The organism is Janthinobacterium sp. OK676, from assembly GCF_900103595.1.
Lineage (GTDB): Bacteria > Pseudomonadota > Gammaproteobacteria > Burkholderiales > Burkholderiaceae_D > Janthinobacterium.
This window is the reverse complement of the sequence record NZ_FNHA01000008.1, coordinates 284,264-307,996: the sequence shown is the minus strand read 5'-3', so window position 1 is coordinate 307,996 and position 23,733 is coordinate 284,264. Positions and strand designations below refer to the sequence as shown.

22 protein-coding genes are annotated in these 23,733 nt (G+C 63.1%); 12 read left to right on the top strand and 10 right to left on the bottom strand.

The features are described 5' to 3' along the window. Window positions 1-40: 40 nt before the first annotated feature. Complete coding sequence (locus BLU39_RS17745; protein ID WP_034751505.1) at window positions 41-982, bottom strand: CysB family HTH-type transcriptional regulator; 942 nt, start codon at window positions 980-982, stop codon at window positions 41-43. 160 nt (window positions 983-1,142) lie between these two features. Here BLU39_RS17745 and BLU39_RS17740 point away from each other — a divergent pair, with 160 nt between their 5' ends. The 8 genes from BLU39_RS17740 to BLU39_RS17705 all read left to right on the top strand — a co-directional run bounded on the left by BLU39_RS17740 (window position 1,143) and on the right by BLU39_RS17705 (window position 8,924). Continuing rightward, window positions 1,143-1,916 carry a sulfite exporter TauE/SafE family protein gene (locus BLU39_RS17740; RefSeq protein ID WP_086138739.1) on the top strand — a complete coding sequence of 258 codons (774 nt, stop codon included), beginning with the start codon at window positions 1,143-1,145 and terminating at the stop codon, window positions 1,914-1,916. A gap of 81 nt (window positions 1,917-1,997) precedes the next feature. Continuing rightward, a complete protein-coding gene (locus BLU39_RS17735) occupies window positions 1,998-3,686 on the top strand; it encodes a nitrite/sulfite reductase (protein WP_092715267.1) in 1,689 nt (562 codons plus the stop codon). Further along, entirely contained in the window at window positions 3,679-4,239 is a 561-nt protein-coding gene (locus BLU39_RS17730; protein ID WP_092715265.1) for a DUF934 domain-containing protein, read from the top strand. The genes BLU39_RS17735 and BLU39_RS17730 overlap by 8 nt, the downstream gene beginning before the upstream one ends. Before the next feature lie 9 nt (window positions 4,240-4,248). Beyond that, window positions 4,249-4,965 carry a phosphoadenylyl-sulfate reductase gene (locus BLU39_RS17725; protein ID WP_092715263.1) on the top strand — a complete coding sequence of 239 codons (717 nt, stop codon included), beginning with the start codon at window positions 4,249-4,251 and terminating at the stop codon, window positions 4,963-4,965. A gap of 40 nt (window positions 4,966-5,005) precedes the next feature. Further along, window positions 5,006-5,917, top strand: a complete 912-nt coding sequence (cysD, locus tag BLU39_RS17720; protein WP_034751518.1) for a sulfate adenylyltransferase subunit CysD — start codon at window positions 5,006-5,008, stop codon at window positions 5,915-5,917. Next, entirely contained in the window at window positions 5,917-7,233 is a 1,317-nt protein-coding gene (locus BLU39_RS17715) for a sulfate adenylyltransferase subunit 1 (RefSeq protein ID WP_092715261.1), read from the top strand. Before cysD ends, BLU39_RS17715 begins: the two co-directional genes overlap by 1 nt. Window positions 7,234-7,261: 28 nt before the next feature. Continuing rightward, complete coding sequence (cobA, locus tag BLU39_RS17710; protein ID WP_092715258.1) at window positions 7,262-8,026, top strand: uroporphyrinogen-III C-methyltransferase; 765 nt, start codon at window positions 7,262-7,264, stop codon at window positions 8,024-8,026. A 247-nt stretch (window positions 8,027-8,273) separates the two neighbouring features. Further along, window positions 8,274-8,924 carry a hypothetical protein gene (locus BLU39_RS17705; RefSeq protein ID WP_092715256.1) on the top strand — a complete coding sequence of 217 codons (651 nt, stop codon included), beginning with the start codon at window positions 8,274-8,276 and terminating at the stop codon, window positions 8,922-8,924. Here the strand turns inward: BLU39_RS17705 and BLU39_RS17700 are convergent. Genes BLU39_RS17700 through lptF form a run of 4 tightly spaced genes read right to left on the bottom strand, consistent with a single transcriptional unit; the run spans window position 8,921 to window position 12,616 of the window. Next, window positions 8,921-9,901 (bottom strand): Stealth CR1 domain-containing protein, encoded by a 981-nt coding sequence (locus BLU39_RS17700; RefSeq protein WP_092715254.1) that lies wholly within the window; start codon window positions 9,899-9,901, stop codon window positions 8,921-8,923. The genes BLU39_RS17705 and BLU39_RS17700 overlap by 4 nt on opposite strands. Further along, window positions 9,898-10,305, bottom strand: coding sequence for a sirohydrochlorin chelatase (locus tag BLU39_RS17695; protein WP_092715252.1), 408 nt, complete (start codon window positions 10,303-10,305; stop codon window positions 9,898-9,900). Before BLU39_RS17695 ends, BLU39_RS17700 begins: the two co-directional genes overlap by 4 nt. Beyond that, window positions 10,305-11,474, bottom strand: a complete 1,170-nt coding sequence (gene lptG / locus BLU39_RS17690) for an LPS export ABC transporter permease LptG (RefSeq protein ID WP_092715250.1) — start codon at window positions 11,472-11,474, stop codon at window positions 10,305-10,307. Before lptG ends, BLU39_RS17695 begins: the two co-directional genes overlap by 1 nt. Then, window positions 11,471-12,616, bottom strand: coding sequence for an LPS export ABC transporter permease LptF (gene lptF / locus BLU39_RS17685; protein WP_092715248.1), 1,146 nt, complete (start codon window positions 12,614-12,616; stop codon window positions 11,471-11,473). Before lptF ends, lptG begins: the two co-directional genes overlap by 4 nt. 67 nt (window positions 12,617-12,683) lie before the next feature. On the opposite strand from lptF, the gene BLU39_RS17680 reads away from it, so the two are divergent. Next, on the top strand, window positions 12,684-14,177 hold the full coding sequence (locus BLU39_RS17680; protein ID WP_092715246.1) for a leucyl aminopeptidase: 1,494 nt from the start codon (window positions 12,684-12,686) through the stop codon (window positions 14,175-14,177). Window positions 14,178-14,274: 97 nt separating this feature from the next. Here BLU39_RS17680 and BLU39_RS29000 read toward each other — a convergent pair whose 3' ends face one another. From BLU39_RS29000 to BLU39_RS17660, 4 genes are read right to left on the bottom strand one after another with little or no spacing between them, the layout of a single operon-like run. Continuing rightward, window positions 14,275-14,811, bottom strand: a complete 537-nt coding sequence (locus BLU39_RS29000) for a hypothetical protein (protein WP_232731338.1) — start codon at window positions 14,809-14,811, stop codon at window positions 14,275-14,277. Window positions 14,812-14,822: 11 nt separating this feature from the next. Next, window positions 14,823-15,293: a CreA family protein gene (locus tag BLU39_RS17670; RefSeq protein WP_092715244.1), complete on the bottom strand. Its 471-nt coding sequence runs from the start codon at window positions 15,291-15,293 to the stop codon at window positions 14,823-14,825. Between the two features lie 33 nt (window positions 15,294-15,326). Next, on the bottom strand, window positions 15,327-15,515 hold the full coding sequence (locus BLU39_RS17665) for a DUF1653 domain-containing protein (RefSeq protein WP_034782199.1): 189 nt from the start codon (window positions 15,513-15,515) through the stop codon (window positions 15,327-15,329). 10 nt (window positions 15,516-15,525) lie between these two features. After that, on the bottom strand, window positions 15,526-15,897 hold the full coding sequence (locus BLU39_RS17660) for a phiTE_015 family protein (protein WP_092715242.1): 372 nt from the start codon (window positions 15,895-15,897) through the stop codon (window positions 15,526-15,528). Between the two features lie 564 nt (window positions 15,898-16,461). On the opposite strand from BLU39_RS17660, the gene xth reads away from it, so the two are divergent. Then, a complete protein-coding gene (gene xth / locus BLU39_RS17655; RefSeq protein ID WP_092715240.1) occupies window positions 16,462-17,226 on the top strand; it encodes an exodeoxyribonuclease III in 765 nt (254 codons plus the stop codon). Here xth and BLU39_RS17650 read toward each other — a convergent pair. Continuing rightward, window positions 17,223-20,882 carry a sensor domain-containing protein gene (locus BLU39_RS17650; protein WP_092715314.1) on the bottom strand — a complete coding sequence of 1,220 codons (3,660 nt, stop codon included), beginning with the start codon at window positions 20,880-20,882 and terminating at the stop codon, window positions 17,223-17,225. The genes xth and BLU39_RS17650 overlap by 4 nt on opposite strands. Window positions 20,883-21,093: 211 nt before the next feature. Between BLU39_RS17650 and prpR the strand changes: the two genes are divergently transcribed. Together prpR and BLU39_RS17640 are read left to right on the top strand one after the other, a co-directional pair. Continuing rightward, complete coding sequence (gene prpR, locus BLU39_RS17645; protein ID WP_092715237.1) at window positions 21,094-22,728, top strand: propionate catabolism operon regulatory protein PrpR; 1,635 nt, start codon at window positions 21,094-21,096, stop codon at window positions 22,726-22,728. Window positions 22,729-22,752: 24 nt separating this feature from the next. Beyond that, window positions 22,753-23,679 (top strand): phytanoyl-CoA dioxygenase family protein, encoded by a 927-nt coding sequence (locus BLU39_RS17640; protein WP_092715235.1) that lies wholly within the window; start codon window positions 22,753-22,755, stop codon window positions 23,677-23,679. Window positions 23,680-23,733 lie beyond the last annotated feature (54 nt).

Here is a 23,733-nt window from a genome sequence, read left to right as displayed (position 1 = left end):
ATCTTGGCCAGGCAACCGCCCGGCCGACTTCATGCATTGTTTATAGTTCGTAGTGCTCTTTATCACCGCTCATCGCCTGCTCGATGAGCTTGCGGTTCAGGGTCGGTGTCAGCAACTCGATAAAGGTATAGATATAGCTGCGCAAATACGCGCCCTGCTTGACGGCCACGCGCGACACATTCATGCCGAACAGATGGCCGACAGGGATGGCGCGCAAGCCTTTGTCGCGCTCGGCATCGAAGGCCATACCCGCTATGATACCAATCCCCATGCCCAACTCGACATAAGTCTTGATCACGTCAGCATCGATGGCTTCCAGCAAGATGTCCGGTTTCAGGCCGCGCAGCACGAAAGCGTGGTCGATCTTGTTGCGTCCGGCGAACGCACTGTCATAGGTAATCAGGGGGAAGGCGGCGATTTCTTCCAGGGTTACGGACTTCGATTTGAGCAGCGGATGGTCGACGGGCACCACCACCACGTGCTCCCATTGATAGCATGGCAAGGTAATCAAGCCATCGATGGCGGCGATCGATTCCGTGGCGATGGCCAGGTCCGCCTGGTCGCGCTGCACCATCTCGGCGATCTGGCGCGGGTTACCTTGCAGCAAAGACAATCTTACCTTCGGAAACTTCAGCATGAAGGCTTGCACGACCTTGGGCAAGGTGTAGCGCGCCTGCGTATGCGTGGTGGCAATGGTAAAGCTGCCGCTATCCTGCGCCGCGAATTCCTTGCCGATGCGTTTCATGCTGTCGATTTCCTGCATGATCAGCTCGACCGATTCCAGCACCAGGCGGCCCGGCTCCGTCAAGCCGCGGATGCGCTTGCCGTGGCGCGTGAAAATATCCACGCCCAATTCCTCTTCCAGCTCGATAATGGCTTTCGATACGCCCGGTTGCGACGTAAACAAAGCCTTGGCGGCGTCCGTCAGGTTGTAGTTCTGCCGGACCGCTTCGCGCACGAAGCGCAGTTGATGGAGATTCATTGCTGATTTGCCCTAGATTGCCGTAATTTGCCGAGTTTCCGCCCCACCCATGATTTTACGTTCATGCATATACGCATATCGCATATAAGCAAATGCGTACTTAGTAGTTTGGAATAAACACTAAGTTTATTACTATTGCGGGTACTTTGGGGGTGCAAGCATGACTTTGTCTTATATAGTCTCAGGATTTGCCGTAGGATTACTCGTAGGAATGACCGGCGTGGGCGGCGGCTCGCTGATGACGCCGCTGTTAACCCTGCTGTTTGGCGTGCCGCCTTCCGTGGCCGTCGGTACCGACCTGGCGTTCGCCTCGATCACCAAGAGCGCCGGCACCTTGACGCACCGCCTGCGCGGCACCGTCCGCTGGGATATCGTCAAGCGCCTGTGCATCGGCGCCCTGCCCGCCGCCGTCATCGCGACCCTGGCGCTCAAATCGTTCGGCACCCTGTCGCCGGAAATCGGCCAGATCATCCGTTACTCGATCGCCGCCTCTGTACTGCTGACCGTCGTGGCGCTGATCTTCAAGGGCCGCATGCTGGCCTGGATCAACGCACACCCCGAGAAACAATTGCAAGGCAACAAGCTTGCCGCCGCAACCATTATTGCCGGCGCCGTGCTGGGCGTGCTGGTGACGGTCTCGTCGATTGGCGCCGGCGCCATCGGCGCCACCTTGCTGGTGATGCTGTATCCACGCATGAGCTCAGCCGAAGTGGCGGGCACCGATATCGCCTACGCCGTGCCCCTGACGGCCATCGCCGCCCTGGGCCACTGGTGGCTCGGCTCCATCCACTGGGAATTGCTGGCTTCCTTGCTGGTCGGCTCCCTGCCCGGCATCACGCTCGGTTCCTGGGTCGCCCGCTCCGTGCCGGAAAAGTTTTTACGCGTGCTGCTGGCGATGACCTTGACCGGCGTGGCAGTGAAGCTAATCTATTAATTACCGAACAAGTGACAAGAGCAGTATCAAGAACATAATCCCAGGCAATCTTCCAGCACCCCGGCTTTTTTAGGAATTGATATGTACCATTACGATCAGTACGACCACCTCATCATCAAAGAACGCATCGCCCAGTACCGAGACCAGGTTGCGCGCCGTATCGCCAATGAACTGACGGAAGAGGAATTCATTCCGCTGCGCCTGCAAAACGGCCTGTACATGCAACGCCACGCCTACATGCTGCGCATCGCCGTGCCCTACGGCTTGCTGTCGTCCAAGCAGATGCGCATGTTCGCGCACATCGCGCGCAAGTACGACCGCGGCTATGGCCACTTCACGACGCGCCAGAACATCCAGTTCAACTGGATCGAGCTGGAGCAGACTCCCGATATCCTGACGGACCTCGCTTCCGTGGAAATGCACGCGATCCAGACCTCGGGCAACTGTATCCGAAATACAACATCGGACCCGTTCGCCGGCGTCGCGGCCGATGAAATCATCGATCCGCGCCCGTACGCGGAAGTATTGCGCCAGTGGAGCACCTTCCACCCCGAGTTCATCGCCCTGCCACGTAAATTCAAGGTCGCCATCAATGGCGCCGAGGAAGACCGCGCCGCCATTGCCGTGCACGATATCGGCTTGACGGCCGTGCGCAACGCCGCTGGCGAAGTGGGCTTCAAGGTGATGGCCGGCGGCGGCATGGGCCGCACGCCGATTTTGGGCAGCGTCGTGCGCGACTTCCTGCCGTGGCAGCACTTGCTGACCTACATCCAGGCCATCATGCGCGTGTACAACCTGCACGGTCGCCGCGACAACAAATACAAGGCGCGCATCAAGATTTTGCTGAAAGCCATCGGCGTGGAAGAATTCACGCGCCAGGTGGAAGCAGAGTGGGTCGACTTGAAAGACGGCCCGGAAACCCTGACGGCCGAGGAAATGCAGCGCGTGGCGGACTTCTTCAATCCGCCTGCCTACCTTGCCCTGCCGGAACTCGACTACAAGGCCGAACACGCGGACAACAAGGCCTATGTCAACTGGCTGGTGCGCAACGTCAAGCCGCACCAGCGCCCCGGCTACGTGGCCGTGGTGCTGTCCCTGAAGAAAACGGGCGTGCCGCCCGGCGACGCGACGGCCGAGCAGATCGACTTCGTGGCCGATCTGGCCGACCGCTACAGCTTTGGCGAACTGCGCGTGACGCACGAGCAAAACCTGGTGCTGGCCGACGTGGAACAGTCGAAATTGTTTGCCCTGTGGCAGGAAGCCAAGGCGCATGGCCTGGCCACGCCGAACATCGGTTTGCTGACGGACATGATCTGCTGCCCCGGCGGCGACTTCTGCTCGCTGGCCAACGCCAAGTCCTTGCCGATCGCGGCCGCCATCGCGGAACGCTTCGACAGCATCGACTTCCAGCACGACATCGGCGAGATCGAACTGAATATTTCCGGCTGCATCAATGCCTGCGGTCACCATCACGTGGGCAGCATCGGCATCCTCGGCGTCGACAAGGATGGCAGCGAATGGTATCAAGTGTCGATCGGCGGCGCGCAAGGCAACAACTCGGCCATCGGCAAGATCATCGGACCATCGTTCTCTTCCCTGCAGATGCCTGAAGTCATTGGCCGCCTGCTGCACGTCTACGTGCGCGACCGCCACGAAGGCGAGCGCTTCGTCGATACGGCCCAGCGCCTGGGCCTGGCGCCGTTCAAGGAACACGTATATGCAACGCCGATCACGGTCGGCAACCTGGTGGGAGAAGACGAATATGTTTGAAGTACGCGAAGAAATCATCAAGAACGCCACCGTGGTGCCGAATACCTGGGGCTTGCTGCGCCTCGATGAAAACGACACGCCGGAAACGGTCGTCGTGCCAGCCGGCAAGGTCATCGTGCCGCTGCCAGTATGGCAAGCCCAGCGCGAGACCCTGGCCGCGCGCCTGCCCGACATCGGCGTATGGCTGGCCAGCGACGAGCGCCCGGAAGAACTGGCGGCCGACGTGGCGCAACTGCCCGTCATTGGCGTGGATTTCCCCAAATTCACGGATGGCCGCGGCTATTCCATCGCCTTCAACCTGCGCGCCCGCCTCGCTTTCCAGGGCGAACTGCGCGCCATCGGCGACGTGCTGCGCGACCAGCTGTTCTCGATGCACCGGGTCGGCTTCGATGCGTACGCGACGCGCCCGGACCGCAGCATCCATGACGCCCTGAAAGGTTTGTCTGTCTTTTCGGAAACCTACCAAGCTTCGTGGGATCAAAAGTCGCCGCTGTTCCGCCGCCACCAGCGCGAAGGCCAGAATCCTGACCTCGACAACGCGGCCGGCATCTGAGGACCGATCATGAGCGATTTGACTTCTTTGATTGACGCCACCGAGCAAACGCTGGCACGCATCGCGGCGGATTTTTCGCCGGCCGTGTTCGCGTCCAGTCTGGCAGCCGAAGACATGGTGCTGACCGACATGATACTCAAGGCGAAGCTGCCCATCGGCATCTTCTCCTTGGAAACAGGCCGCCTGCACCAGGAAACCCTGGCCGTGCTCGACAAGGTCAAGGCCCGTTACGACCACGACATCACCCTGTACCGCCCGCAGCCGGAAGCCGTGGCTGCCTACGTGGAACAGAACGGCCTCAACGCCTTTTATAACAGTGTCGAGATGCGCCGCGAATGCTGCCGCATCCGCAAGGTCGAACCGCTGGGCCGCGCCCTGGCCGGCAACAAGGCCTGGGTCACGGGACAGCGCCGCGCCCAGTCCACTACGCGCGCCGAATTGCACGTGCAGGAGATTGATACGGCGCACGCGATGACGAAATTCAACCCGCTGGCGGACTGGTCGGAAGAAGACGTGTGGGCCTATATCCGCGCCAACGACGTGCCCTACAACGCGTTGCACGACCAGGGCTACCCGTCGATCGGCTGCGAACCGTGCACGCGGGCCGTGCAGCCGGGCGAAGATGTGCGTGCCGGACGCTGGTGGTGGGAAAACCCGGATTCGAAAGAATGCGGCCTGCACATGGTGGACGGCAAACTGATACGCATCAAATCCGTGGCAGCCTGAACAGACACAACAGACTCAGCAGAACAAGAAAGCACCCTATATGAGCAATATTTTGAACCAGCGTCACCTCGACAGCCTTGAATCGGAAGCCATCCACATCATGCGCGAAGTGGCGGCCGAATCGGCCAACCCTGCGCTGCTGTTTTCCGGCGGCAAGGATTCCGTCGTCCTGCTGCGCCTGGCCGAGAAAGCCTTCCGCCCAGGCAAGTTCCCATTCCCCCTCGTGCACATCGACACGGGCCACAACTTCCCGGAAGTCATCACTTTCCGTGACAAGAAAGTGGCGGAACTGGGCGAACGCCTGATCGTCGGTTCCGTGGAAGACTCGATCAAGCGCGGCACCGTGCGCCTGCGCAACCCGGCCACGGATTCGCGCAACGCGGCCCAAGCCGTGACCTTGCTGGAAACCATCGCCGAATACAAATTTGACGCCTGCATCGGCGGCGCGCGCCGCGACGAAGAAAAAGCCCGTGCCAAGGAACGCATCTTCTCGTTCCGCGACGAATTCGGCGCCTGGGACCCGAAAGCCCAGCGTCCGGAATTGTGGGACCTGTATAACACCCGCGTGCATCCGGGTGAAAACATGCGCGTCTTCCCCATCTCGAACTGGACCGAGCTGGACGTGTGGCAATACATCGCCCGCGAGCAACTCGAACTGCCGCCGATCTACTTCGCGCACGAGCGCCAGGTGATCCCGCGCAACGGTTTGCTGGTGCCGCTGACGGATCTGACGCCGCCGCGCGAAGGTGAAACGGTGGAAACGCAAGTCGTGCGCTTCCGCACGGTGGGCGATATCTCGTGCACCTGCCCCGTGTCGTCCGACGCGGCGACGGTCGACGCCATTATCGCCGAGACGGCAATCACGCAAATCACGGAACGCGGCGCCACCCGCATGGACGACCAGACTTCCGAAGCCTCGATGGAAAAACGCAAGAAAGCAGGGTATTTCTAATGAACGCAGCAATCCAGAACACCACTCTCACCGACAGCCTGGAGCGCGGCATGCTGCGCTTCATCACGGCCGGTTCCGTCGATGACGGCAAGAGCACGCTGATCGGCCGTTTGCTGTTCGACAGCAAGGGCATCTTTGCCGACCAGCTCGACGCCATGTCGCGCTCCAAGCACAAGCGCACGGTGGGCGACACGGTCGACCTGTCGCTGCTGACGGACGGCCTGGAAGCGGAACGCGAGCAAGGCATCACCATCGACGTGGCCTACCGCTACTTTGCCACGCCGAAACGCAAATTCATCATCGCCGACACGCCAGGCCACGAGCAATACACGCGCAACATGGTGACGGGCGCGTCCACCGCCGACGCCGTCATCATCCTGATCGACGTATCGAAAGTAAAACTGGGCGACGACGGCAGCGTGGAATTGCTGATCCAGACCAAGCGCCATTCGACGATTGCCCATTTGCTGCAGATCGAGCACGTGGTCGTGGCCGTCAACAAAATGGACCTGGTCGACTACGATGAAACGGTGTACAACCGCATCGTCGCCGCCTACCGCGAATTCGCCCAGTCGCTGGGCTTGAAGGACATCACGCCGATCCCGCTGTCCGCATTGACAGGCGACAACGTCGTCGAACGCGGCGACAAGCTGGGCTGGTACACGGGCCCGACTTTGATCGAACTGCTCGAATCGCTGTCCGTCTACGACGAATCGCACGACACGCCCTTCCGCTTCCCGGTGCAGCTGGTGGCGCGCCACAACGGCCACGAAGCGAACGACTTCCGCGGCTACATGGGCCGCATCGAAGCGGGCAAGGTCAGCATCGGCGACACCCTCGTGGTGCAGCCATCGGGCCAGACGGCAACCGTCAAGGATATCGTCACCCTGGACGGCTCGCTGAGCACCGCCGTGGTGGGCCAGTCCGTGACCCTGCTGCTCAATGAATACCTCGATATCTCGCGCGGCGATTTGCTGGCGAGCAGCGAGCGCCCTGCCACGCTGCTCAAACAGGTAACGGCCGACGTATGCTGGCTGTCGGAAGATGCGCTGGACCTGCGCCGCAAGTACTGGATCAAGCACGGCACCAAGCAGACGGCGGCCAAGGTGACGGCGATCGAATCGATCCTCGACATCAATACGCAGCAGCGCCATCCGGCCGAAGGATTGAAGCTGAACGACATCGCCCGCATCAGCCTGAACGTGCAGCAGGCGCTGGCGGCCGACGCGTATGCCGATATCCGCGCCACCGGCGCCTTCATCCTGATCGATGAAGTCACCCACCAGACCGTCGCGGCGGGCATGGTTCGACTCTAATCCCGTATCGTCCAGGAAAGGCAGCCACATGAACAGCTCCCCATCTCTCCCCGGCAAGGTCTACCTGATCGGCGCCGGACCCGGCGCGCAAGACCTGATGACCTTGCGCGGCGCGCGCCTGCTGGCACAGGCGGACGTCGTGCTGCACGACGCGCTGGTTACCGAAGAGATGCTGGAGCTGTGCCCCCAGGCGCAAAAAATCCTCGTCGGCAAGCGCTGCGGCCAGTTGTCGACGGCGCAGGCATTCATCAACAAGCAATTGGTCGACAATGCGCGCAAGCACGCCATCATCGTGCGCCTGAAAGGGGGCGACCCCATGCTGTTTGGCCGCGCCGATGAAGAATTGCGGGCACTGGAAGAAGCGGGCATCGTCGTCGAAGTGGTGCCCGGCATTACCACGGCCCTGGCGGCGGCGGCCGCCACCCAGCAGCCGCTGACCAAGCGGGGCGTATCGCGCAGCGTGGCCTTTTTCACGTCCAGCACGGCACCGGGCGAACCGGACCAGACGCGCATCCCGGACTGCGACACCCTGGTGCAATACATGGGCGGGCGCGAAGCCATCGCCACGGCCCAGCGCCTGCTGGCCCAGGGCCGCCGTGCCGACACGCCGGTGGTGGTGATTGAAAACTGCAGCCGCCCGGACCAGCGCATCGTGCGCCTGACGCTGAGCGCCCTGGCGCACGGCCTGGGCGACACCCACGGTCCCGTGCTGGTGATGCTGGGCGACGCCATGGCCGCGCGCACGCACCAGGCCATCGAAGAAGCGGCCGCGAATCTGGCGCGCCATGCTTGAATAAACACACCGTATTTTACCGACTTTAAAGTCAGTAACCGACGTCTTCCGGGGAAACATGATACGATGCTCACGCATCTTTTCTCGAGAAATTGTTGCGTGTTAGCAATAAATTCACGCTACGCCCCGCCATAGCGCTTGCCTTGCGGTCTCCCGGTTGACGGAGGCCGCTCCGGCAATCTCTCCGAAAAAAGCTGCGCCCGCAGGCTGCAATACCGCGCCGCGCAACTTTAGCCTTACGACATACATGAATTTCACTTCCATGCGCGAAGCCCTGACTTCGCTCAGCCGCAGCAATGCCGGCGTCGCCAGCGCTGTGCTGCTCAGCATGCTCGCCTCCATCGCCCTGTGGACGGCGTTCCCGAATATCGACGATGAAAACCATTTGCTGGAATGGCTGCAGGCGCTGTTCCTGGCCCTCGCTTGCGCCGTGCACGGCGTGCGCGCCTGGCAAGAGACCGACCGCCAGTCCTTGCGCTTCCTCATGCATGCGGGCTTGTCGGCCCTGCTGTTCGGCTTCCTGCTGCGCGAACTCGATATCGACCAGTTCGGCACGGCGCCCGCGTGGGCGCAGCTGGAAAAAGCTCTGCGCGTGGTGGAATTGCTGATCCTGATACGCGTGCTGATCTTTTTCGCGCCGCGCGCGCGCAAGGTGTTTGCCGCGGCGCCGCGGATTTTCAGCATGCGCATCACCATCCTGACGCTGCTTGGCGGCTTGCTGATGGTCGCCGGCTGGCCCTTCGACAAGAAGGTCTTCCATGGCATGCCGGACGCCTATGCGCTGCTGGGCGAGGAAGTGTTCGAACTGGGCGCCTATTTGCTGCTGTTCCTCGCTTCGCTGTCCGACAGCACGGCCGCCGCCCGCATCAGCCTGGCCCCAAACAGGAAAGCGGCTTAAGCGCCTTCGAATGAGGATGGCAGCGGCAGCAGCCGCTGCAAGGTGGCGGCCACGCGCAGCAGGCGCGGGTCGTCGTCCTCGGCCTCGTCGCAGGTATCGTTGATGCAGAAAAACGGCAAGCTGCCGAAACGCGCCGCCAGCTCCTCGAGCTGCTGCGGCGCCGCCACATCGCCGCTGGCGATATGCAGCGGGTCGAGCATGCGCGAGCGCGCGACTCCCTGATGCACCATCCAGCGCGGCACCAGGTCGGGCAGCAATGCCGGTACCTGCCACGAGCGAAACACGGTCGCGCGCACGCCGGAAAACATGGCCGGCGCCAGCCCTTCCAGTACATGCAGCGCGCTTTTCAGCATGGGCCGGGGCGCATGCGCATACAGGCGCGGTTCATGCCGGTAATCGGCATATTGCGCCGACAGCCATTGCCGCGACAAAGTAGCGCAATTGACGGGCGCCGCCACGTCGGCGCGCAAGCCCTGCAGATCATCGTGCAGGTCATCCTGCAGCTCGCTCTCCGTAAACACACTCAAACGCCGGTCCCCTTCCTCGCCAAACCAGAATGCGGGCTCGAACGGCGCGCCGAAAAAGACATCGTCGTTCAGGTACAGGAAGCGCTCGGACAGGCCGGGAATATGGTGCAGATACGATTCGATATGGCCGGAGTCGAACACGGGCAGGGAGGCGGCGGGCATCAGGCTCGCATGGTCGATCACCGTCAGGCGCGGCGAGGCGCGCAGCCAGGCCGGCACTTGCCGGTCCGTCAGCAGGTAGATGTGGCCATGGCCGGGGAAGAAGCGCTCGAGCGCGCGCAGGTTGTAGCGCAGTTCGCCGTTGTCGCGGTAGCGGCCCGCCACGTTGCCGTGCAGGGCCAGCTGGCCGGGATGGGCTTGCGCCCAGGTGGCATACGCCTGCTGCCGGCGCGCGCGCCAGGCGGGATCGGCGCCGTCCACCCACAGGTAGACGATGTCGATGCCGCTCAAGGGGGAATGCTGGAACCTGGCGCCGCCACGCAGTAATCGGCGATGGCGGCGAGCACGCTGGCGTTCTCGCCCACCGCTTCGACCACTTTCAGGCGCAGTACCGGATGCTGCTGGCGCAATTCTTCCAGCAGCAGCGGCAAGTCGCGCAGCACATGGCCGCCCTGCCCCAGGAACACGGGCACCACGGTGACGTCCAGGATGGCGCCGGCGGGCAGCTCGGCCACCAGGGTCGCCACCAGCTCGGGCAGGCGCGGCGTCATCAGTTCCAGGAAAGCCAGGTGCACGCTGGCGTCGGGCATGCGCGCCTGGGTCAGGTCGCGCAGGCGCTCGAAGGGCGCGGCCCACGATGCGGCGCGCGCGCCGTGGGCAAACAAGATCAGTGCCTGTTTCACGTTCGTCTCCATCAGTGCCGCTCCACCCACCACAGGGCGCCCAGCGCCAGCAGCAGATACAGGGCGCTCGGCGCCACCGCCGTCAGGAAGGCTGGCCAGGTGCTGAGCAAGCCAAGATGCGAGAACAGGGTGTTGACCAGCATGAAGCTCACGCCGATCATGATGCCGATGAAGATCTTCAGGCTGATGCCGCCGCTGCGCGTATGCATGTAGGCGAACGGCAGCGCCAGCGCCATCAGCACGAAAATGGCCAGCGGATCGATCAGTTTTTTCCAGAAGGCGATGCGGAAACGCTCCGTTTCCTGCTTGTTCTCGGCCAGGTGGCGCGTGTACACGGCCAGTTCGCTGGCCGACATGCGTTCGGGATCGGAGGCCGAGACCGTCAGGATCTTCGGCGTCACTTCCGACATCATGTCCTTGCTGGCGCTTTGCACCGTGCGCACCAGGCTCGTTTCCTGTCCAAAGTAGTTCGCCAGCTTAGGCTCGAAACCGGGGGCAATGGCCGCGCTGTTCGAGAACGAGGTCTCCGTCACGTCGGTCAGGCGCCAGGTGTTATTGCCCTGGTACGTCGCGCCCTTGGCCACGGTCAGGGTACGCAAACGCATGTCGATGTCGAATTCATACAGTTTGACGTTCTTCAGCTGGCCGTCCGGACGCGCTTCGCCCACATTGAAAAAGCGCGAACCGGTGACGGTGCCCGTCAGGCCCTCGCTCTTGATCATGTCCTTGGTCCACAGGCCAGAGCGAAATTCGCTCGACACGGTCGCGCCGCGCGAAGTCAGCTTGAGGCGTTCGGCCAGCGGTTCCGTGCGCGGCGTGATCAGCTCACCGAAGATGAAGGTGATGACGACGAAGACGATACCGATGCGGAACAGAAAACCGGCGGCCATCGCCGTCGACATGCTCGAAGCGCGCATGATGGTAAATTCGGAACTCGCGGCAAACTGCGCCATCGTGTAGATGGTGCCGATCAGCGCCGCGATCGGCATCACCTCGTACACGTGTCCCGGCACCAGCACCAGCACGTACAGGAAGGCATACTGGATGGTGTAGCCGTTGCGGCCCACCTTGGGCAGCTCGCCCGTCAGGTCGATGAAGGCTTGCAGTGCCAAAAAGGCAAGCAGCACGAACAGCACCGCCTGGAATATCGAGACCGCAAAATAGCGCTGTAAAATCTTCATTTCGATACCGCTTTACTTGTATTGCCGGCGCGGCGCGCGCGCTTGAAAGCCGCCAGCAGAACCAGCGGATGATAGCGGTGATTCACGTTCAGGCGCCATACAAACAGCGCCACCACGGCCAGCGCGGCCAGCAGATGCAGCGGCCACCAGGCCAGGCCGAAGGTCATGCGGCCCTGTTTCACGCTCGCTTCGATGACCTTGATCAGGTTGCTGTACGTAAAGAAAATCAGCAGCGCGATGATGAGATTGGTCGAACTGCCGGCGCGCGGATTGACAAAGCCCAGCGGAATGGCCAGCAGGATCAGCATCAGGCCGATCAGGGGCGCGCTGACCCGCCACAGCAATTCGGCCATGGTGAACTGATTGTTCGCCTCGACCAGCGCCATGGTGCTCATGGCGCGCACGCCCAGGTCCGCGCCCAGCTCCTGCTGCTTGCTCTCGATGCGCATGATGTACTGTTCGAATTCCATGGTCTGGAAGTCCGCCTGCGTCGGCACGCCCTGGTAACGGCGGCCGCTCTTGAGCACGAGGAAGCGCTGGCCCTTGGCGTCGGTATTGATCACGCCTTCCTTGGCCACGACGACGACGGCGCTGCCTTTTTCATCGACGGTATTGACGAAGACGTTCTGCACGACGTTCTTCTCGCCGCGAACGCCCTCGACGAAGAAGATACGATTGCTGCCGGCCGATTCGCGGAACTGGCCCGGCGTGACCTTCTGCAGGTCTTCGCGCTTTTCAAAGCGCGCCACATATTCATCGCTTTTCTTTTGCGCCCACGGCGTGGCGTACAGGCTCAGGACACCGGTGGCCAGCACCAGCGGCAGGCCGAAGCTGAGCACGGGCCAGATCCAGCGCGACAGGCTCAAACCGGAGGCGAACCACACCACCATCTCCGACTCCTTGTAGCTGCGCGTGACGACCATCAGCACCGCAATGAAACCGGTGAGGATGATGATGGTGGGCAGCTGCATCAGGGCGGAAAAAACCATCAGCGACATGACGTCGGACGATGCGATCTTGCCGCCCGCCGCCTTGCCGAGAATACCGATCAGCATCCAGGTGAGCAGGATGCTGAATAAAACTGTGAAGGTGGCCCCGGCGGCACTAGCCAATTCACGTCGAAGGGCGCGTTGAAAGATCATTCGGAGTTTATAATTCGGGTCAGTTAGTTGAGTAACACGTTACTAGTAAATGAAAACGGAGAACCAAATGGACTTTAGCATAAAAGCATTCGATACCAAGAGCACCCTCGGCACGGCCAAAAGCGGATGCATCGCGGTTGCGGTATTCGAAAACAAAAAACTGTCGCCAGCGGCAAAATCGCTGGACAGCAAGGGTGCGATTTCGGCTGCGCTGAAGTCCGGCGACATCAGCGGCAAGCCTGGCAGCACCTTGCTGCTGCGCACAGTCGATGGCGTCGCCGCCGAACGTGTTCTGCTGGTAGGCATGGGCAGCGATGACACTGTCAGCGAAAAAAACTTCACAAGCGGCGTACAAGCCGCACTCAAGGCCTTCGGCTCGCTGGGCGCTGCGGACGCCATTATCGCATTACCGCTGGCTGAAGTGAAAGAGCGCGACGTAAATTGGGCAATCCGTTGCGTGGTGCAAGCCGCCCACGACAGCGAATACCGCAGCGACTCGCAAAAAAGCAAAAAAGATCCGGCGCCGGCAGGCGTGCGCAAGATCGTCCTGGCCGCTCCCGCAACGGCAGCGACGCGCGGCGCGCTGGCGCAAGCGACCGCCATCGCCAACGGTTCCGACCTGACGCGCAACCTGGGCGACCTGCCGGCGAACATCGCCAACCCGACCTACCTGGCCAACACGGCCAAGCAGCTGGCCAAGGATTACAAGTTCGAAGTCGAAGTGCTGGACCGCAAACAGCTCGAAGCGCTGAAAATGGGCAGCTTCCTGTCCGTCACCAACGGCAGCGAACAGCCGCCGAAATTCATCGTCCTGAAGCACATGGGCGGCAAGGCCAAGGATGCGCCGGTCGTCCTGGTCGGCAAGGGCATCACCTTCGACACGGGCGGCATTTCGATCAAGGCCGGTCCTGGCATGGATGAAATGAAGTACGACATGTGCGGCGCCGCCTCGGTGCTGGGCACCTTCCGCGCCATCGGCGAGATGAACCTGAAGCTGAACGTCATCGGCATCATCGCCGCGTGCGAAAACATGCCGTCGGGCCGCGCCACCAAGCCGGGCGACATCGTCACTTCCATGAACGGCCTGACCATCGAAGTGCTGAACACGGACGCCGAAGGCCGCCTGGTGCTGTGCGACGCGCTGACCTACGCCGAACGCTTCAAGCCGGCCGCCGTCGTCGATATCGCTACCCTGACGGGCGCTTGCGTCGTCGCTCTGGGCCACCACAACAGCGGCCTGTTTACGCGCAGCGATGCGGCGCATGACCAGCTGGCCGGTGAACTGCTGGCAGCGGGCAAGCAAGCCAGCGACACGGCATGGCGCATGCCGATCGAAGAAGCGTACAACGAACAGCTGAAGTCGAACTTCGCGGACCTGGCCAACATCGGCACGCCAGGCGGCGGCGCGGTGACGGCAGCGGCCTTCCTGGAAAACTTCACCAAAAAGTACACTTGGGCGCATCTGGACATCGCCGGCACGGCATGGAAATCGGGCGGCTCGAAAGGCGCGACCGGTCGTCCAGTCCCTCTGCTCACCACGTTCCTGATCAACCGGGTCTAATTGACACCTTGCCGGCAGCGCCCAGCTGCTGGCAAGACGATGCAAAAAGCCGCCACGGTCTGAACTGACCCTGGCGGCTTTTTTACGTGTATTTGAATCAGTAGACGACGGGATTGGGCAAGGGCGATGGCGCCACCTTCGGCTGCACCACCGTTTCCGGCACGGCGACAGCCGGTGGCGGCGCGGTGACGGGCGGGGGTGGCGGCGCCAGGCGCGCGGGGTCTTGCATGACGATGGTCAAAATAGAGGGGTAGTCGAAGCCGGCGCCCGTGTTGCGGTCGACGAAATAGCCGACGCCCAGGGTCAGGATGACATTGCCCCAGACGCTGCCATTGAGTTTGGGGTCGATATGGTCGTCCGTCGCGATGGCGGGCGAACCGTGCTTGCGGCAATCGACTTTCAACGGTTCGCGGCTCTTGCGGATGGTGATGCGTCCGGGCGTGGTGACGAACCACTTGCCGACGTCGTTGCTGAGAATGCAGCCGGCGCCCGTCAGCTCGCGGTTGTCCTGGATGGTTTGCACCAGCACCATCTGGTCAGTGTTGCCCGTCAGGGTGGCGCAGCCGCCCAGGCCGAACAGCAGCAGCGTCCCGGCGGCAAAGGCGGCAAGGGGGGCAGACAGCGGCACGCGCATGGGGGTCTCGCTTAACGGACGGGAATCGGCTGGTCGCCGGGCACGGCGACGGCGGTGACGCTGTTTTTCGGGCTGCCTTCGATCAGGCGGTCGGAATACACGAGGTAGACGAGCGCATTGCGCTTGCTGTCGACCATGCGCACGACGCGCACGTGCTTGAAGAAGATCGAGGCGCGCTCGGTAAATACTTCTTCCTGGCGCGGCAGCTTGCCCTTGAATTGCAGCGGCCCAACCTGGCGGCAAGCCACGGCCGCATCGGCCTTGTCTTCGGCCAGGCCGACGGCCCCCTTGAGGCCGCCCGTCTTGGCGCGCGACAGATAGCAGCTGACGCCAGCGACGCGCGGATCGTCGTACGCTTCGACGACGATCTTGTGGTCAGGACCGATCAGTTTGAACACCGTGTCGACGGAACCGATGGTTTCGGCATGCGCCGCAGTGCAGGCAACGCCCAGCACCACAGCGGCGGACAGCAATTTACGCATGAAGAAAATCCCGGGCACGCACGCAGGCGGCCATCAGTTGATGGGAGCGAAACGCTGGACCATGACGCCTTCGACTTCGATCAGTTGAAAGAACACGTCTTTCGGCCGGGTCCAGATGGAGCCGTCCGCGGCGCGATACACGATCATCGGCGTCAGATCCGCTTCCAGCGTGGCTTCGCACACCAGTTCATAAATGCCGCCCTTATAGTGCCGATAACGCATCGCCGTCCCCTCAAGCAGTTGAATCTTCGCTCTTGTCGTCGGCCAGCGCCTTCTGCTTCTGCTTCAGGCCCTGGATCACTTTCAGTATGCCTTCCATGCCGGCCGCGCCATCGGCGCCGCTAAAGGCCTCGAGTACCTCATTGAGCACCTTGTTGCGCACGGTCGCTTCATCGGCGGACATTTCCAGCGCGCGCTGGGCTTTCGCCGCCTTTTCGGCCGCGCTCACGCGCGGCTTGGCAGCCGTCTTGCCATGCGTCAGAGCAGCCTGCCAGATAACCCAGCGGCGCTGGGTCTCGAAAATCAGGTACTCATCGGGTTTGTCTTCTCTTCGCCGCACAATGTGGCCGTCACGCTGCGCCCACGCTTCAAATGCAGTTCGCATTTTCTTCCTTTGCAAATGCTACGCGCAAGTCTCACTATTAAAACTGCAACATTTCAAAATAGTACCATCTATTGATGTCGCAAAACAGTCTCATAGATACAGTACTGCAATTTATATAACAAGTCTGGCGGCGCCAGGGATGGACACTCCGTCCCCGGCACAGTGGTCATGTAATCGGAATAGCAATTACAACTAATTACAACTGCTTCCTGTTCGGTTCTTCACTTGGCTGTAACAAAGCCGTATGACACAGTTGTTACATTGTGCCATTTTAGTAGTTTTTATCTCGTTTTAGCGAGAAACTTTACACCTTTGTCGCGTTAAACGGCGAGACGCAGCCTGCGACGCCAGCCACTTATGCCAAATCAAACATAGGGGTTGATCAATGATACACAAAAACATAATATTCATGCGCCACGATTGGTTAAATACAAATAGTTCATGAACGCCTCGTTCCCTGCATGTCAATAAAGCCCCCGCCCGACAAGCGGGACAGGACGCCATCGACACGCATGCGGTAAGATTCGCGCCTATCGCCACCTATACAAGCAAGGATTTTTCCCCATGAAACTCGCCACCTGGAACGTCAACTCGCTCAAAGTGCGCCTGCCGCAAGTGCTGCAGTGGCTGACAGACAACCCGGTCGACATACTGTGCCTGCAAGAAACCAAGCTCACGGATGACAAGTTCCCCGTCGCCGAGATCGAGGCGGCCGGCTACCAGGTGGTCTTCAGCGGCCAGAAAACCTACAACGGCGTGGCCATCCTGTCAAAGCTGCCGATCACCGACGTGGTCAGGAATAATCCCCGCTATGAAGATGCGCAGCAGCGCATCCTGGCCGCCACCATCGGTGGCGTGCGCGTCGTCTGCGCCTATGTGCCGAACGGCCAGAGCGTCGATTCGGACAAATATGAATACAAGCTGGGCTGGCTGTCCGCCCTGCACGACTGGCTGGCCGAAGAAGCGCTGCTGCACCCGCAACTGGCCGTCGTCGGCGACTACAATATCGCCCCCGACGACCGCGACGTGCACGACCCCGTCGCCTGGGCCGGCCAGGTGCTGGTCTCGGACAAGGAACGGGCCGCCTTGCAACGTCTGTTCGACATCGGCCTGACGGACGCCTTCCGCCTGTTCGAGCAGGCGGAAAAATCGTTCAGTTGGTGGGATTACCGCCAGCTGGGCTTCCGCCTGAACAAGGGCCTGCGCATCGACCATATCCTGCTCTCGCCGGCCCTCGCCGGCCGCTGCAAGGCGTGCGTGATCGACCGCGTGCCGCGCAAGTGGGAACAGCCGTCCGACCATGCGCCGGTGGTTGCAACGATCGACTAAGCAGGCAAGCGTTCCAGCAGCGATTGCGCATTGGCCGCTGGAACCGGCGCGGAAAACAGATAACCCTGCGCATAGCGGCAGCCGTTCGCCTGCAGCAGGGCGAACTGCTCTTCCGTTTCCACGCCTTCGGCCACGGCCGACAATTGCAGGCTGTCGGCCAGCGCGATGATGGCCGCCACGATGGCGCGGTCTTCTCCGCTGTGCTCGAGGTCCTTGATGAAGGCGCGGTCGATCTTGACCTTCTTCACGGGGAAGCGCTTCAGGTAGGCCAGGCTGGAATAGCCGGTGCCGAAATCGTCGATCGACAGGCGCAGGCCCATGCCATTGATCTGCCGCAGAATCTCCAGCGTATGCTCGCCGTGCTGCATCAGCGCCGTCTCGGTGATCTCGAATTCCAGCAGCGACGGGTCGATCCCCGTTTCCCGTACCACGGCGCCGATGGCCGCCACCAGGCCCTTGTGCATGAACTGGCGTGGCGACAGGTTCACCGCCAGGGGCACGGGCTGCAAGCCCATGCGCTGCCAGGCCATGCTTTGCTCGCAGGCCTGGCGCATCACCCATTCGCCCACGGGCACGATCAAGCCGTTTTCCTCCATGATGGGAATGAAGCGGTCCGGCAGCACCAGGCCGTGACCGGGACGGCGCCAGCGCAGCAGCACTTCCATGCCGTGCAGGCGGCGCGTGGCGATATCGATGACGGGCTGGTAAACCAGTTCGAACTGCTGCAGCGCCAGCGCCGTGCGCAAGCTGCTTTCCAGATCAAAATGCAGGGCCGCCGCCTGGTTCATCGTCTGCGTGAAGAACTGGTAGTTGTTGCGGCCATTGCCCTTGGCGTGGTACATGGCCGCATCCGCATGGCGCATCAGGGCGTCGACGTCGTCGCCATCGTCCGGATACAGGCAGATGCCGATCGACGGCGTCACGTGCAGCACGTGGCCGTCGAGCGGGAAGGCGGGCGTGAGCGCCTCGATGATCTTCTCGGCCACGCGCGCCGCTTCCTCGCCGCCGCGGATGCCCGGCACCAGCACGACGAATTCATCGCCGCCCAGGCGCGCCACCGTGTCGCTGGCGCGCACGGCGCCGCACAGCCGGGCAGCCACTTCCTTGAGCAGCAAATCGCCCGTCATGTGGCCCAGCGAATCGTTGATCGTCTTGAAGCGATCGAGGTCGATGAACATCACGGCCAGCTTGCGCTCCGAGCGCTGCGAGGCCAGCATGGCCCGTTCCAGCCGGTCCGACAGCAGCGCGCGGTTCGGCAAGCCCGTCAGGTTGTCGTGGTAAGCCATGTGGTGCACGCGCGCCTCGGCCTGGCGCCGCTCGGCGATCTCGCCCTGCAGCAGCAGGTTGGCGCCGGCCAGTTCGGCCGTGCGCTCCTGCACGCGCAGTTCCAGTTCGTCGCGCGCGCGGCGCACCGCCTCTGCCGCCTCGCGGCGCGCCGTCACGTCGTCGACCAGCCACACGGAACGGCCATGCGCATGCGCCAGGTCAAACGGCCGGCCGGACAGGCGCGCCCAGAAGCGGCTGCCATCCTTGCGCACCAGCTGGTATTCCGACATGTGCACCCTGCCCGCCTCGAAATCACGCGCCGTCTCGCCGCGCGCCACCTTCCACGCGGCCACGTCCGGATACAGCGCCTGCACCGACAGGCCGTTGATCTCGCCGGGTCCATAGCCGAACAGCTCTTCCATCTTGCTGTTGGCGCGCAAATTGTGGCCGCCCTCTATCACCGAGATGCCCAGCACGGCGCTGTCGAGGATGGCCTGGTTTTCCAGCAGCGCGTTGCGCAGGGACTCTTCGGCGCGCTTGGCTTCCGTGCGGTCCTCGATGATCCAGATGGTGCCGGCGGCCGGGTCGTCCGGGTTGACGACATAGGCGATCAGCTGCGCCCACAAGGTGCTGCCGTCGCGGCGCATCATCTCCACTTCCGTCTGGAAGGGCTTGCCGACGGACAGGAAGGGAAACGCGGCCGCGCCCAGCAAATCGTAGGACTGCTGCGACACGTACAACGCGCGCCCGGGCAGGCCCAGCGCCTCGTCGCCGCTGTAGCCGAACATGGCGGCAAAGCCCAGGTTGTAGCGCGTGATCTGGCGGTTCTTCGTGTACAGGATGCTGACCGAGGCATTCGTCATGATGGCCGCCACTTCCATCTGCGCCTGGCGGCTGGCCGTGATGTCTTCAAGTATCCAGATGGCGCCCTGCTCGCTGTGCGCCTGGTCGACGGCCTTGGCGCGGATGCGGCACCAGAACAGGCTGCCGTCGCGGCGGCGGAACAGCGATTCGTCCAGCTCGTAGGGCAAGCCCTGTCCCAGCAGCGGCGTGGCTTGCACGCCGAATTCCTCGTAGGCGGCGGGCGAGGGAAACAGTGCGGCGGCGGGCAAGCCCGTCATCTCTTCCTGCGCGTAGCCGAACATTTCGGCGAAGCGGGGATTGCAGCGCAGGATCAGGCGCGAACGGGAAAACAGGATGCCGACGGAAGCATTGTCGAGAATGGCCTGCTGCTCGAGCATCAACTGGCGCGTGGCCTCCTCGGCCGCCTTTTGCGCGCTGCGGTCGTCGAACAGCCAGATCGTGTCGCGCAGCGCGCGGTCGGACTGGTTTTCCGGGTTCAGCACATAGCCGTAGGCCAGCGCCCAGAACGTGGAGCCGTCGCGGCGGCGCATTTCCATCTCGCCTTGGAACGGCAAGCCGCGCCGCAGCAGGGGCGAAGCCTGCCGCACGACGTTCTCGTAGGCCGCGCGCGACGGATACAGGTCGGCGACGGCCATGCCGACGCCGCTGTCGCCATCGAAGCCGAAGCATTCGGCGAAGCGCCGGTTGTAGCGCAGCACGCCCTTGTCGCGCTGGAAGCCGATGGCCAGCGGCGCGTTGTCCATGACTGCCTGCATTTCCAGCATGGCGCGGCGCAGCTGGTCTTCATCGCGCCGGTGGTCGCTGATATCCTCGATGATCCAGACCGTGCCGTCATGCGTATTGAGGGGATCGACGGCGCGCCCGTGCAAACGGCTCCAGAACAAGCTGCCGTCCTGGCGCCGCAATTCCAGCTCCGTGCGGTATGGCTTGCCTTTGGAGAGCAGCGGCGCCGCTTCCAGTCCCAGGGCGCGGCAATGCTCGGCGGAGCGGTACAGCACCGCGCCCGGCATGCCGGTCAACTGGTGGCGCGCGTAGCCGAGCATCTCGGCGGCGCGGATATTGCACTCCTCGATGAAACCGCCCTTGGAAAAGACGATGCCGACGGCTGCGCTTTCCAGGATGGCTTGCTGTTCCAGCAAGGTCTTGCGCAAGGCTTGCTGGTCGCGCTGCTGCACGCGGATGTCGGCAAACACGAGGGTCGCGCCCGGCAAGCCATCGTCCACCAGCAGCGGCCTGGACCATACCTGCACGGCGATGGCGCCCCCCGATCCTTGCAGGCTGCTGTCCCACTGCCGCTCGCGCCCGGCCGCACCAAGCGCGCCGCGCAGCATGCTGGTGCTCGAGGCGCGGTAGGCGTCCGTAAAACAGTCGGCCAGCAAGCGCCCTGAAATGTCCGTACCCAGCAAGGCCTGCAAGGCGCCATTCGCCGCCACCACCATGCCGCAGGCATCGCAGGCGCAGGCCGGCAAGGCGATCAGCTGCAAGGCATCGGCGATGAAATCGGGGCTGGTCGGTACGCGCTGCATGGACACCATGGGACGGTTAAGGATGAGATAAACATGTGCCTGGGCAAAAATTCTCTCAAGCATCATGGTGTTGCTAGATCATAAACCAGTTTCCGGCGGTTTTTTCATATTCCTTATTGGCAATATCTGAAACGCCACAGACCACTTGCAACACGCCCGTTGCAGCGCCGTTGCATGGCAAGAAAATGAAACAAATCGTTTAGAATAAAGCATGCGCCGCCCTCCCCAACCTCCGCTCGACCACCGCGACAAACCCGTCATCTGGACCGTCTCCGTCTCGCGCCTGTTCGACCTGTTCCGCGACATCACGCTCGAATACGACGACCTGGCGACGATCGAACCGATCAACCTGGGTTTCGACGACGCCGTGCGCCACATCCGCGAACGCATGGCCACCGAGCGCTGCGACGCCGTCATCGCGGCCGGTTCGAACGGCGCCTACCTCAAGGGCCGGCTGTCGGTGCCCGTCATCATCGCCAAGGCCAGCGGCTACGACGTGATGCAGGCGCTGGCGCGCGCGCGGCGCATCTCGCCGCACATCGGCGTCGTCACCTATCAGGACCCGATGCCGGAACTGGCCGAATTCGCCGCCACCTTCGGCTTCCAGATCGCGCAACGCACCTACGCCACCGAGGAAGACGCGCGCGCGCAGATCAATGAACTGAAGGCGGCCGGCGTGAAAGCCGTCGTCGGCGCGGGCCTCGTCACCGACCTGGCCGAAGAGGCGGGACTGGCCGCCGTCTTCGTGTATTCGGCCACGGCCATCCGGCGCGCCTTCGACGACGCGCTGGAACTGGCGCGCCTGACGCAGATCGAATCGACCCGGGGACGCCGCGCGGTGGTCGCCGACACCCTGCGCGCGCGCCACGGCCTGCACGATCTGCGTGGCGAATCGGAAGCGATGGAAGCGCTGCGCCAGTCCGTGGTGCTGTTCGCCCGTTCGCCGGCCACGGTGCTGATCCAGGGCGAGACGGGCAGCGGCAAGGAACTGGTGGCGCAGGCCATCCACCGCGAAAGCCCGCGCAGCCTGGGCGCGAACCGGCCCTTCATCGCCATCAATTGCGGCGCCATCGCCGAATCCCTGCTCGAATCGGAACTGTTCGGCCACGAGGACGGGGCCTTCACGGGCGCGCGCCGGGGCGGCCACGCGGGCCTGTTCGAGGCGGCCAACCACGGCACCCTCTTCCTCGACGAAATCGGCGAAATGCCGCTGGCCCTGCAAACGCGCCTGCTGCGCGTGCTGGAAGAGCGCGAAGTGGTGCGCGTGGGCGGCACGCGGCCCATCGCCATCAATGTGCGCATCATCAGCGCCACGCACTGTGACCTGGAACAGCGCATCCGCGAAGGACGCTTCCGCGCCGACCTGTTCTACCGCCTGGCCGTGCTGCGCCTGCATTTGCCCGCCTTGCGCGAACGCGCCAGCGACATTGCCGGCCTCGCCGAATGGTCGCTGAAAAACGCGCTGGCCGCGCTGGGCGCTCGTCCGCATCCCAATCTGCACGCGGAAGTCCAGGCCTGCGCGCCGCTGCTGCGCCGTTACGACTGGCCCGGGAACGTGCGCGAACTGCGCAACCTGGCCGAGCGCCTGGCCCTGTTCCTGGCCGCCGAACCGCTGCAGGCGCTCACCCCCGCCTTCGTGCTGGGCGTGGCGCCGGAGCTGGCCAACGCTGCAAGCGCGGCGCTGCCGCCGGCACCAGCCGCCGCTGCCGCTGCCACTACCGCGCCGCGCCTGGAAGACGAAAGCGCCAGCGCCGTGCTGGCCCGCTTCGGCGGGCGCCGCGACGCCGCCGCCCAGTATCTCGGCATCAGCCGCACCACGCTGTGGCGCCGCCTGCGCACCGGCTGATTTTTCAACCATTCCCAGCACACCATGGACGACTGGCCCCACTTGCACGAGTTATGGCAGCGCTGCACGGGACACGCTAACGCCAGCGGCACCAGCGGACTGGCGCGCGACCACAGGGACATCAAGGCGCTGTATGCGCGCGGCATTTCCATGGAAGACGCCATGCAGTTCCTGTTCCAGCAGCGCCCTACCCTGGAAGCCTTCCAGGCGTGGCTGGCTGGCCGCACGCGCGTGCGGCCCGCACACGTCGCGAGTCCCCACCAGGACGTGCTGTCCGCCGCCGACCTGCGATATTTCGAGGAGCATGGCTACCTCGTGCTGCGCAGCGCCGTGCCGCGCGCGCAGTGCGCCGCTGCCCGGGCGGCCATCTGGGACTACCTGGGCGCCAGTCCCGACGAGCCGGCATCGTGGTACCAGCCACACCCGGGCAAGCGGGGCCTGATGCTGCAGTTTTCCGACCATCCTGCCCTCGAGGAAAACCGCCACTGCGCGCACATCCGCCACGCCTGCCAGCAACTGTATGGTATCGATACCGGCATCTACGCCAGCATCGACAAGGTCAGCTTCAATCCGCCGGAAACACCGCAGCACCGCTTCCTGGGCAGCGCCCTGCACTGGGACGTCAGCCTGCAACAGCCTGTACCATTCAAGCTGCAAGGCATGCTGTACCTGAGCGACTGTCCCGCGCAATACGGCGCCTTTCACTGCGTGCCCGGCTTCCAGCATCGCATGGCCGACTGGCTGCGGCAAGTGCCGCCGGGCCGCCAGCCGCGCGAGTGGGCCGTCGACAACTTGCGGCCCGTGCCTGTCGCCGGCATGGCCGGCGATTTCCTCCTCTGGCACCAGGCCCTGCCCCATTGCGCCACGCCCAACCGCGGCCCGGTGCCGCGGTTGGTGCAGTACCTGACCTACCTTCCCGACCATTGCCAGGATCAGGATGTGTGGATATGAACCGCTCATCCCGCCCTGCCGCCGCTCATCCCGCGGCGCTGGCGGCCGCACGCC

Excerpts from the sequence above, each read along its gene's own strand:
- BLU39_RS17665 (WP_034782199.1), bottom strand. The coding sequence starts at position 15,515 with ATGCGTTATCGGCACTATAAGGGCGGCATTTATGAACTGGTGTGCGAA.
- BLU39_RS17660 (WP_092715242.1), bottom strand. The coding sequence starts at position 15,897 with ATGCGAACTGCATTTGAAGCGTGGGCGCAGCGTGACGGCCACATTGTG.
- lptF (WP_092715248.1), bottom strand. The coding sequence starts at position 12,616 with ATGATCTTTCAACGCGCCCTTCGACGTGAATTGGCTAGTGCCGCCGGG.
- BLU39_RS17745 (WP_034751505.1), bottom strand. The coding sequence starts at position 982 with ATGAATCTCCATCAACTGCGCTTCGTGCGCGAAGCGGTCCGGCAGAAC.
- cobA (WP_092715258.1), top strand. The coding sequence starts at position 7,262 with ATGAACAGCTCCCCATCTCTCCCCGGCAAGGTCTACCTGATCGGCGCC.
- lptG (WP_092715250.1), bottom strand. The coding sequence starts at position 11,474 with ATGAAGATTTTACAGCGCTATTTTGCGGTCTCGATATTCCAGGCGGTG.
- BLU39_RS17730 (WP_092715265.1), top strand. The coding sequence starts at position 3,679 with ATGTTTGAAGTACGCGAAGAAATCATCAAGAACGCCACCGTGGTGCCG.
- BLU39_RS17640 (WP_092715235.1), top strand. The coding sequence starts at position 22,753 with ATGGACGACTGGCCCCACTTGCACGAGTTATGGCAGCGCTGCACGGGA.
- BLU39_RS17705 (WP_092715256.1), top strand. The coding sequence starts at position 8,274 with ATGAATTTCACTTCCATGCGCGAAGCCCTGACTTCGCTCAGCCGCAGC.
- BLU39_RS17695 (WP_092715252.1), bottom strand. The coding sequence starts at position 10,305 with ATGGAGACGAACGTGAAACAGGCACTGATCTTGTTTGCCCACGGCGCG.
- BLU39_RS17740 (WP_086138739.1), top strand. The coding sequence starts at position 1,143 with ATGACTTTGTCTTATATAGTCTCAGGATTTGCCGTAGGATTACTCGTA.
- BLU39_RS17735 (WP_092715267.1), top strand. The coding sequence starts at position 1,998 with ATGTACCATTACGATCAGTACGACCACCTCATCATCAAAGAACGCATC.
- xth (WP_092715240.1), top strand. The coding sequence starts at position 16,462 with ATGAAACTCGCCACCTGGAACGTCAACTCGCTCAAAGTGCGCCTGCCG.
- cysD (WP_034751518.1), top strand. The coding sequence starts at position 5,006 with ATGAGCAATATTTTGAACCAGCGTCACCTCGACAGCCTTGAATCGGAA.
- BLU39_RS17715 (WP_092715261.1), top strand. The coding sequence starts at position 5,917 with ATGAACGCAGCAATCCAGAACACCACTCTCACCGACAGCCTGGAGCGC.
- BLU39_RS17650 (WP_092715314.1), bottom strand. The coding sequence starts at position 20,882 with ATGCAGCGCGTACCGACCAGCCCCGATTTCATCGCCGATGCCTTGCAG.
- BLU39_RS17670 (WP_092715244.1), bottom strand. The coding sequence starts at position 15,293 with ATGCGTAAATTGCTGTCCGCCGCTGTGGTGCTGGGCGTTGCCTGCACT.
- BLU39_RS17680 (WP_092715246.1), top strand. The coding sequence starts at position 12,684 with ATGGACTTTAGCATAAAAGCATTCGATACCAAGAGCACCCTCGGCACG.
- BLU39_RS17725 (WP_092715263.1), top strand. The coding sequence starts at position 4,249 with ATGAGCGATTTGACTTCTTTGATTGACGCCACCGAGCAAACGCTGGCA.
- prpR (WP_092715237.1), top strand. The coding sequence starts at position 21,094 with ATGCGCCGCCCTCCCCAACCTCCGCTCGACCACCGCGACAAACCCGTC.
- BLU39_RS29000 (WP_232731338.1), bottom strand. The coding sequence starts at position 14,811 with ATGCGCGTGCCGCTGTCTGCCCCCCTTGCCGCCTTTGCCGCCGGGACG.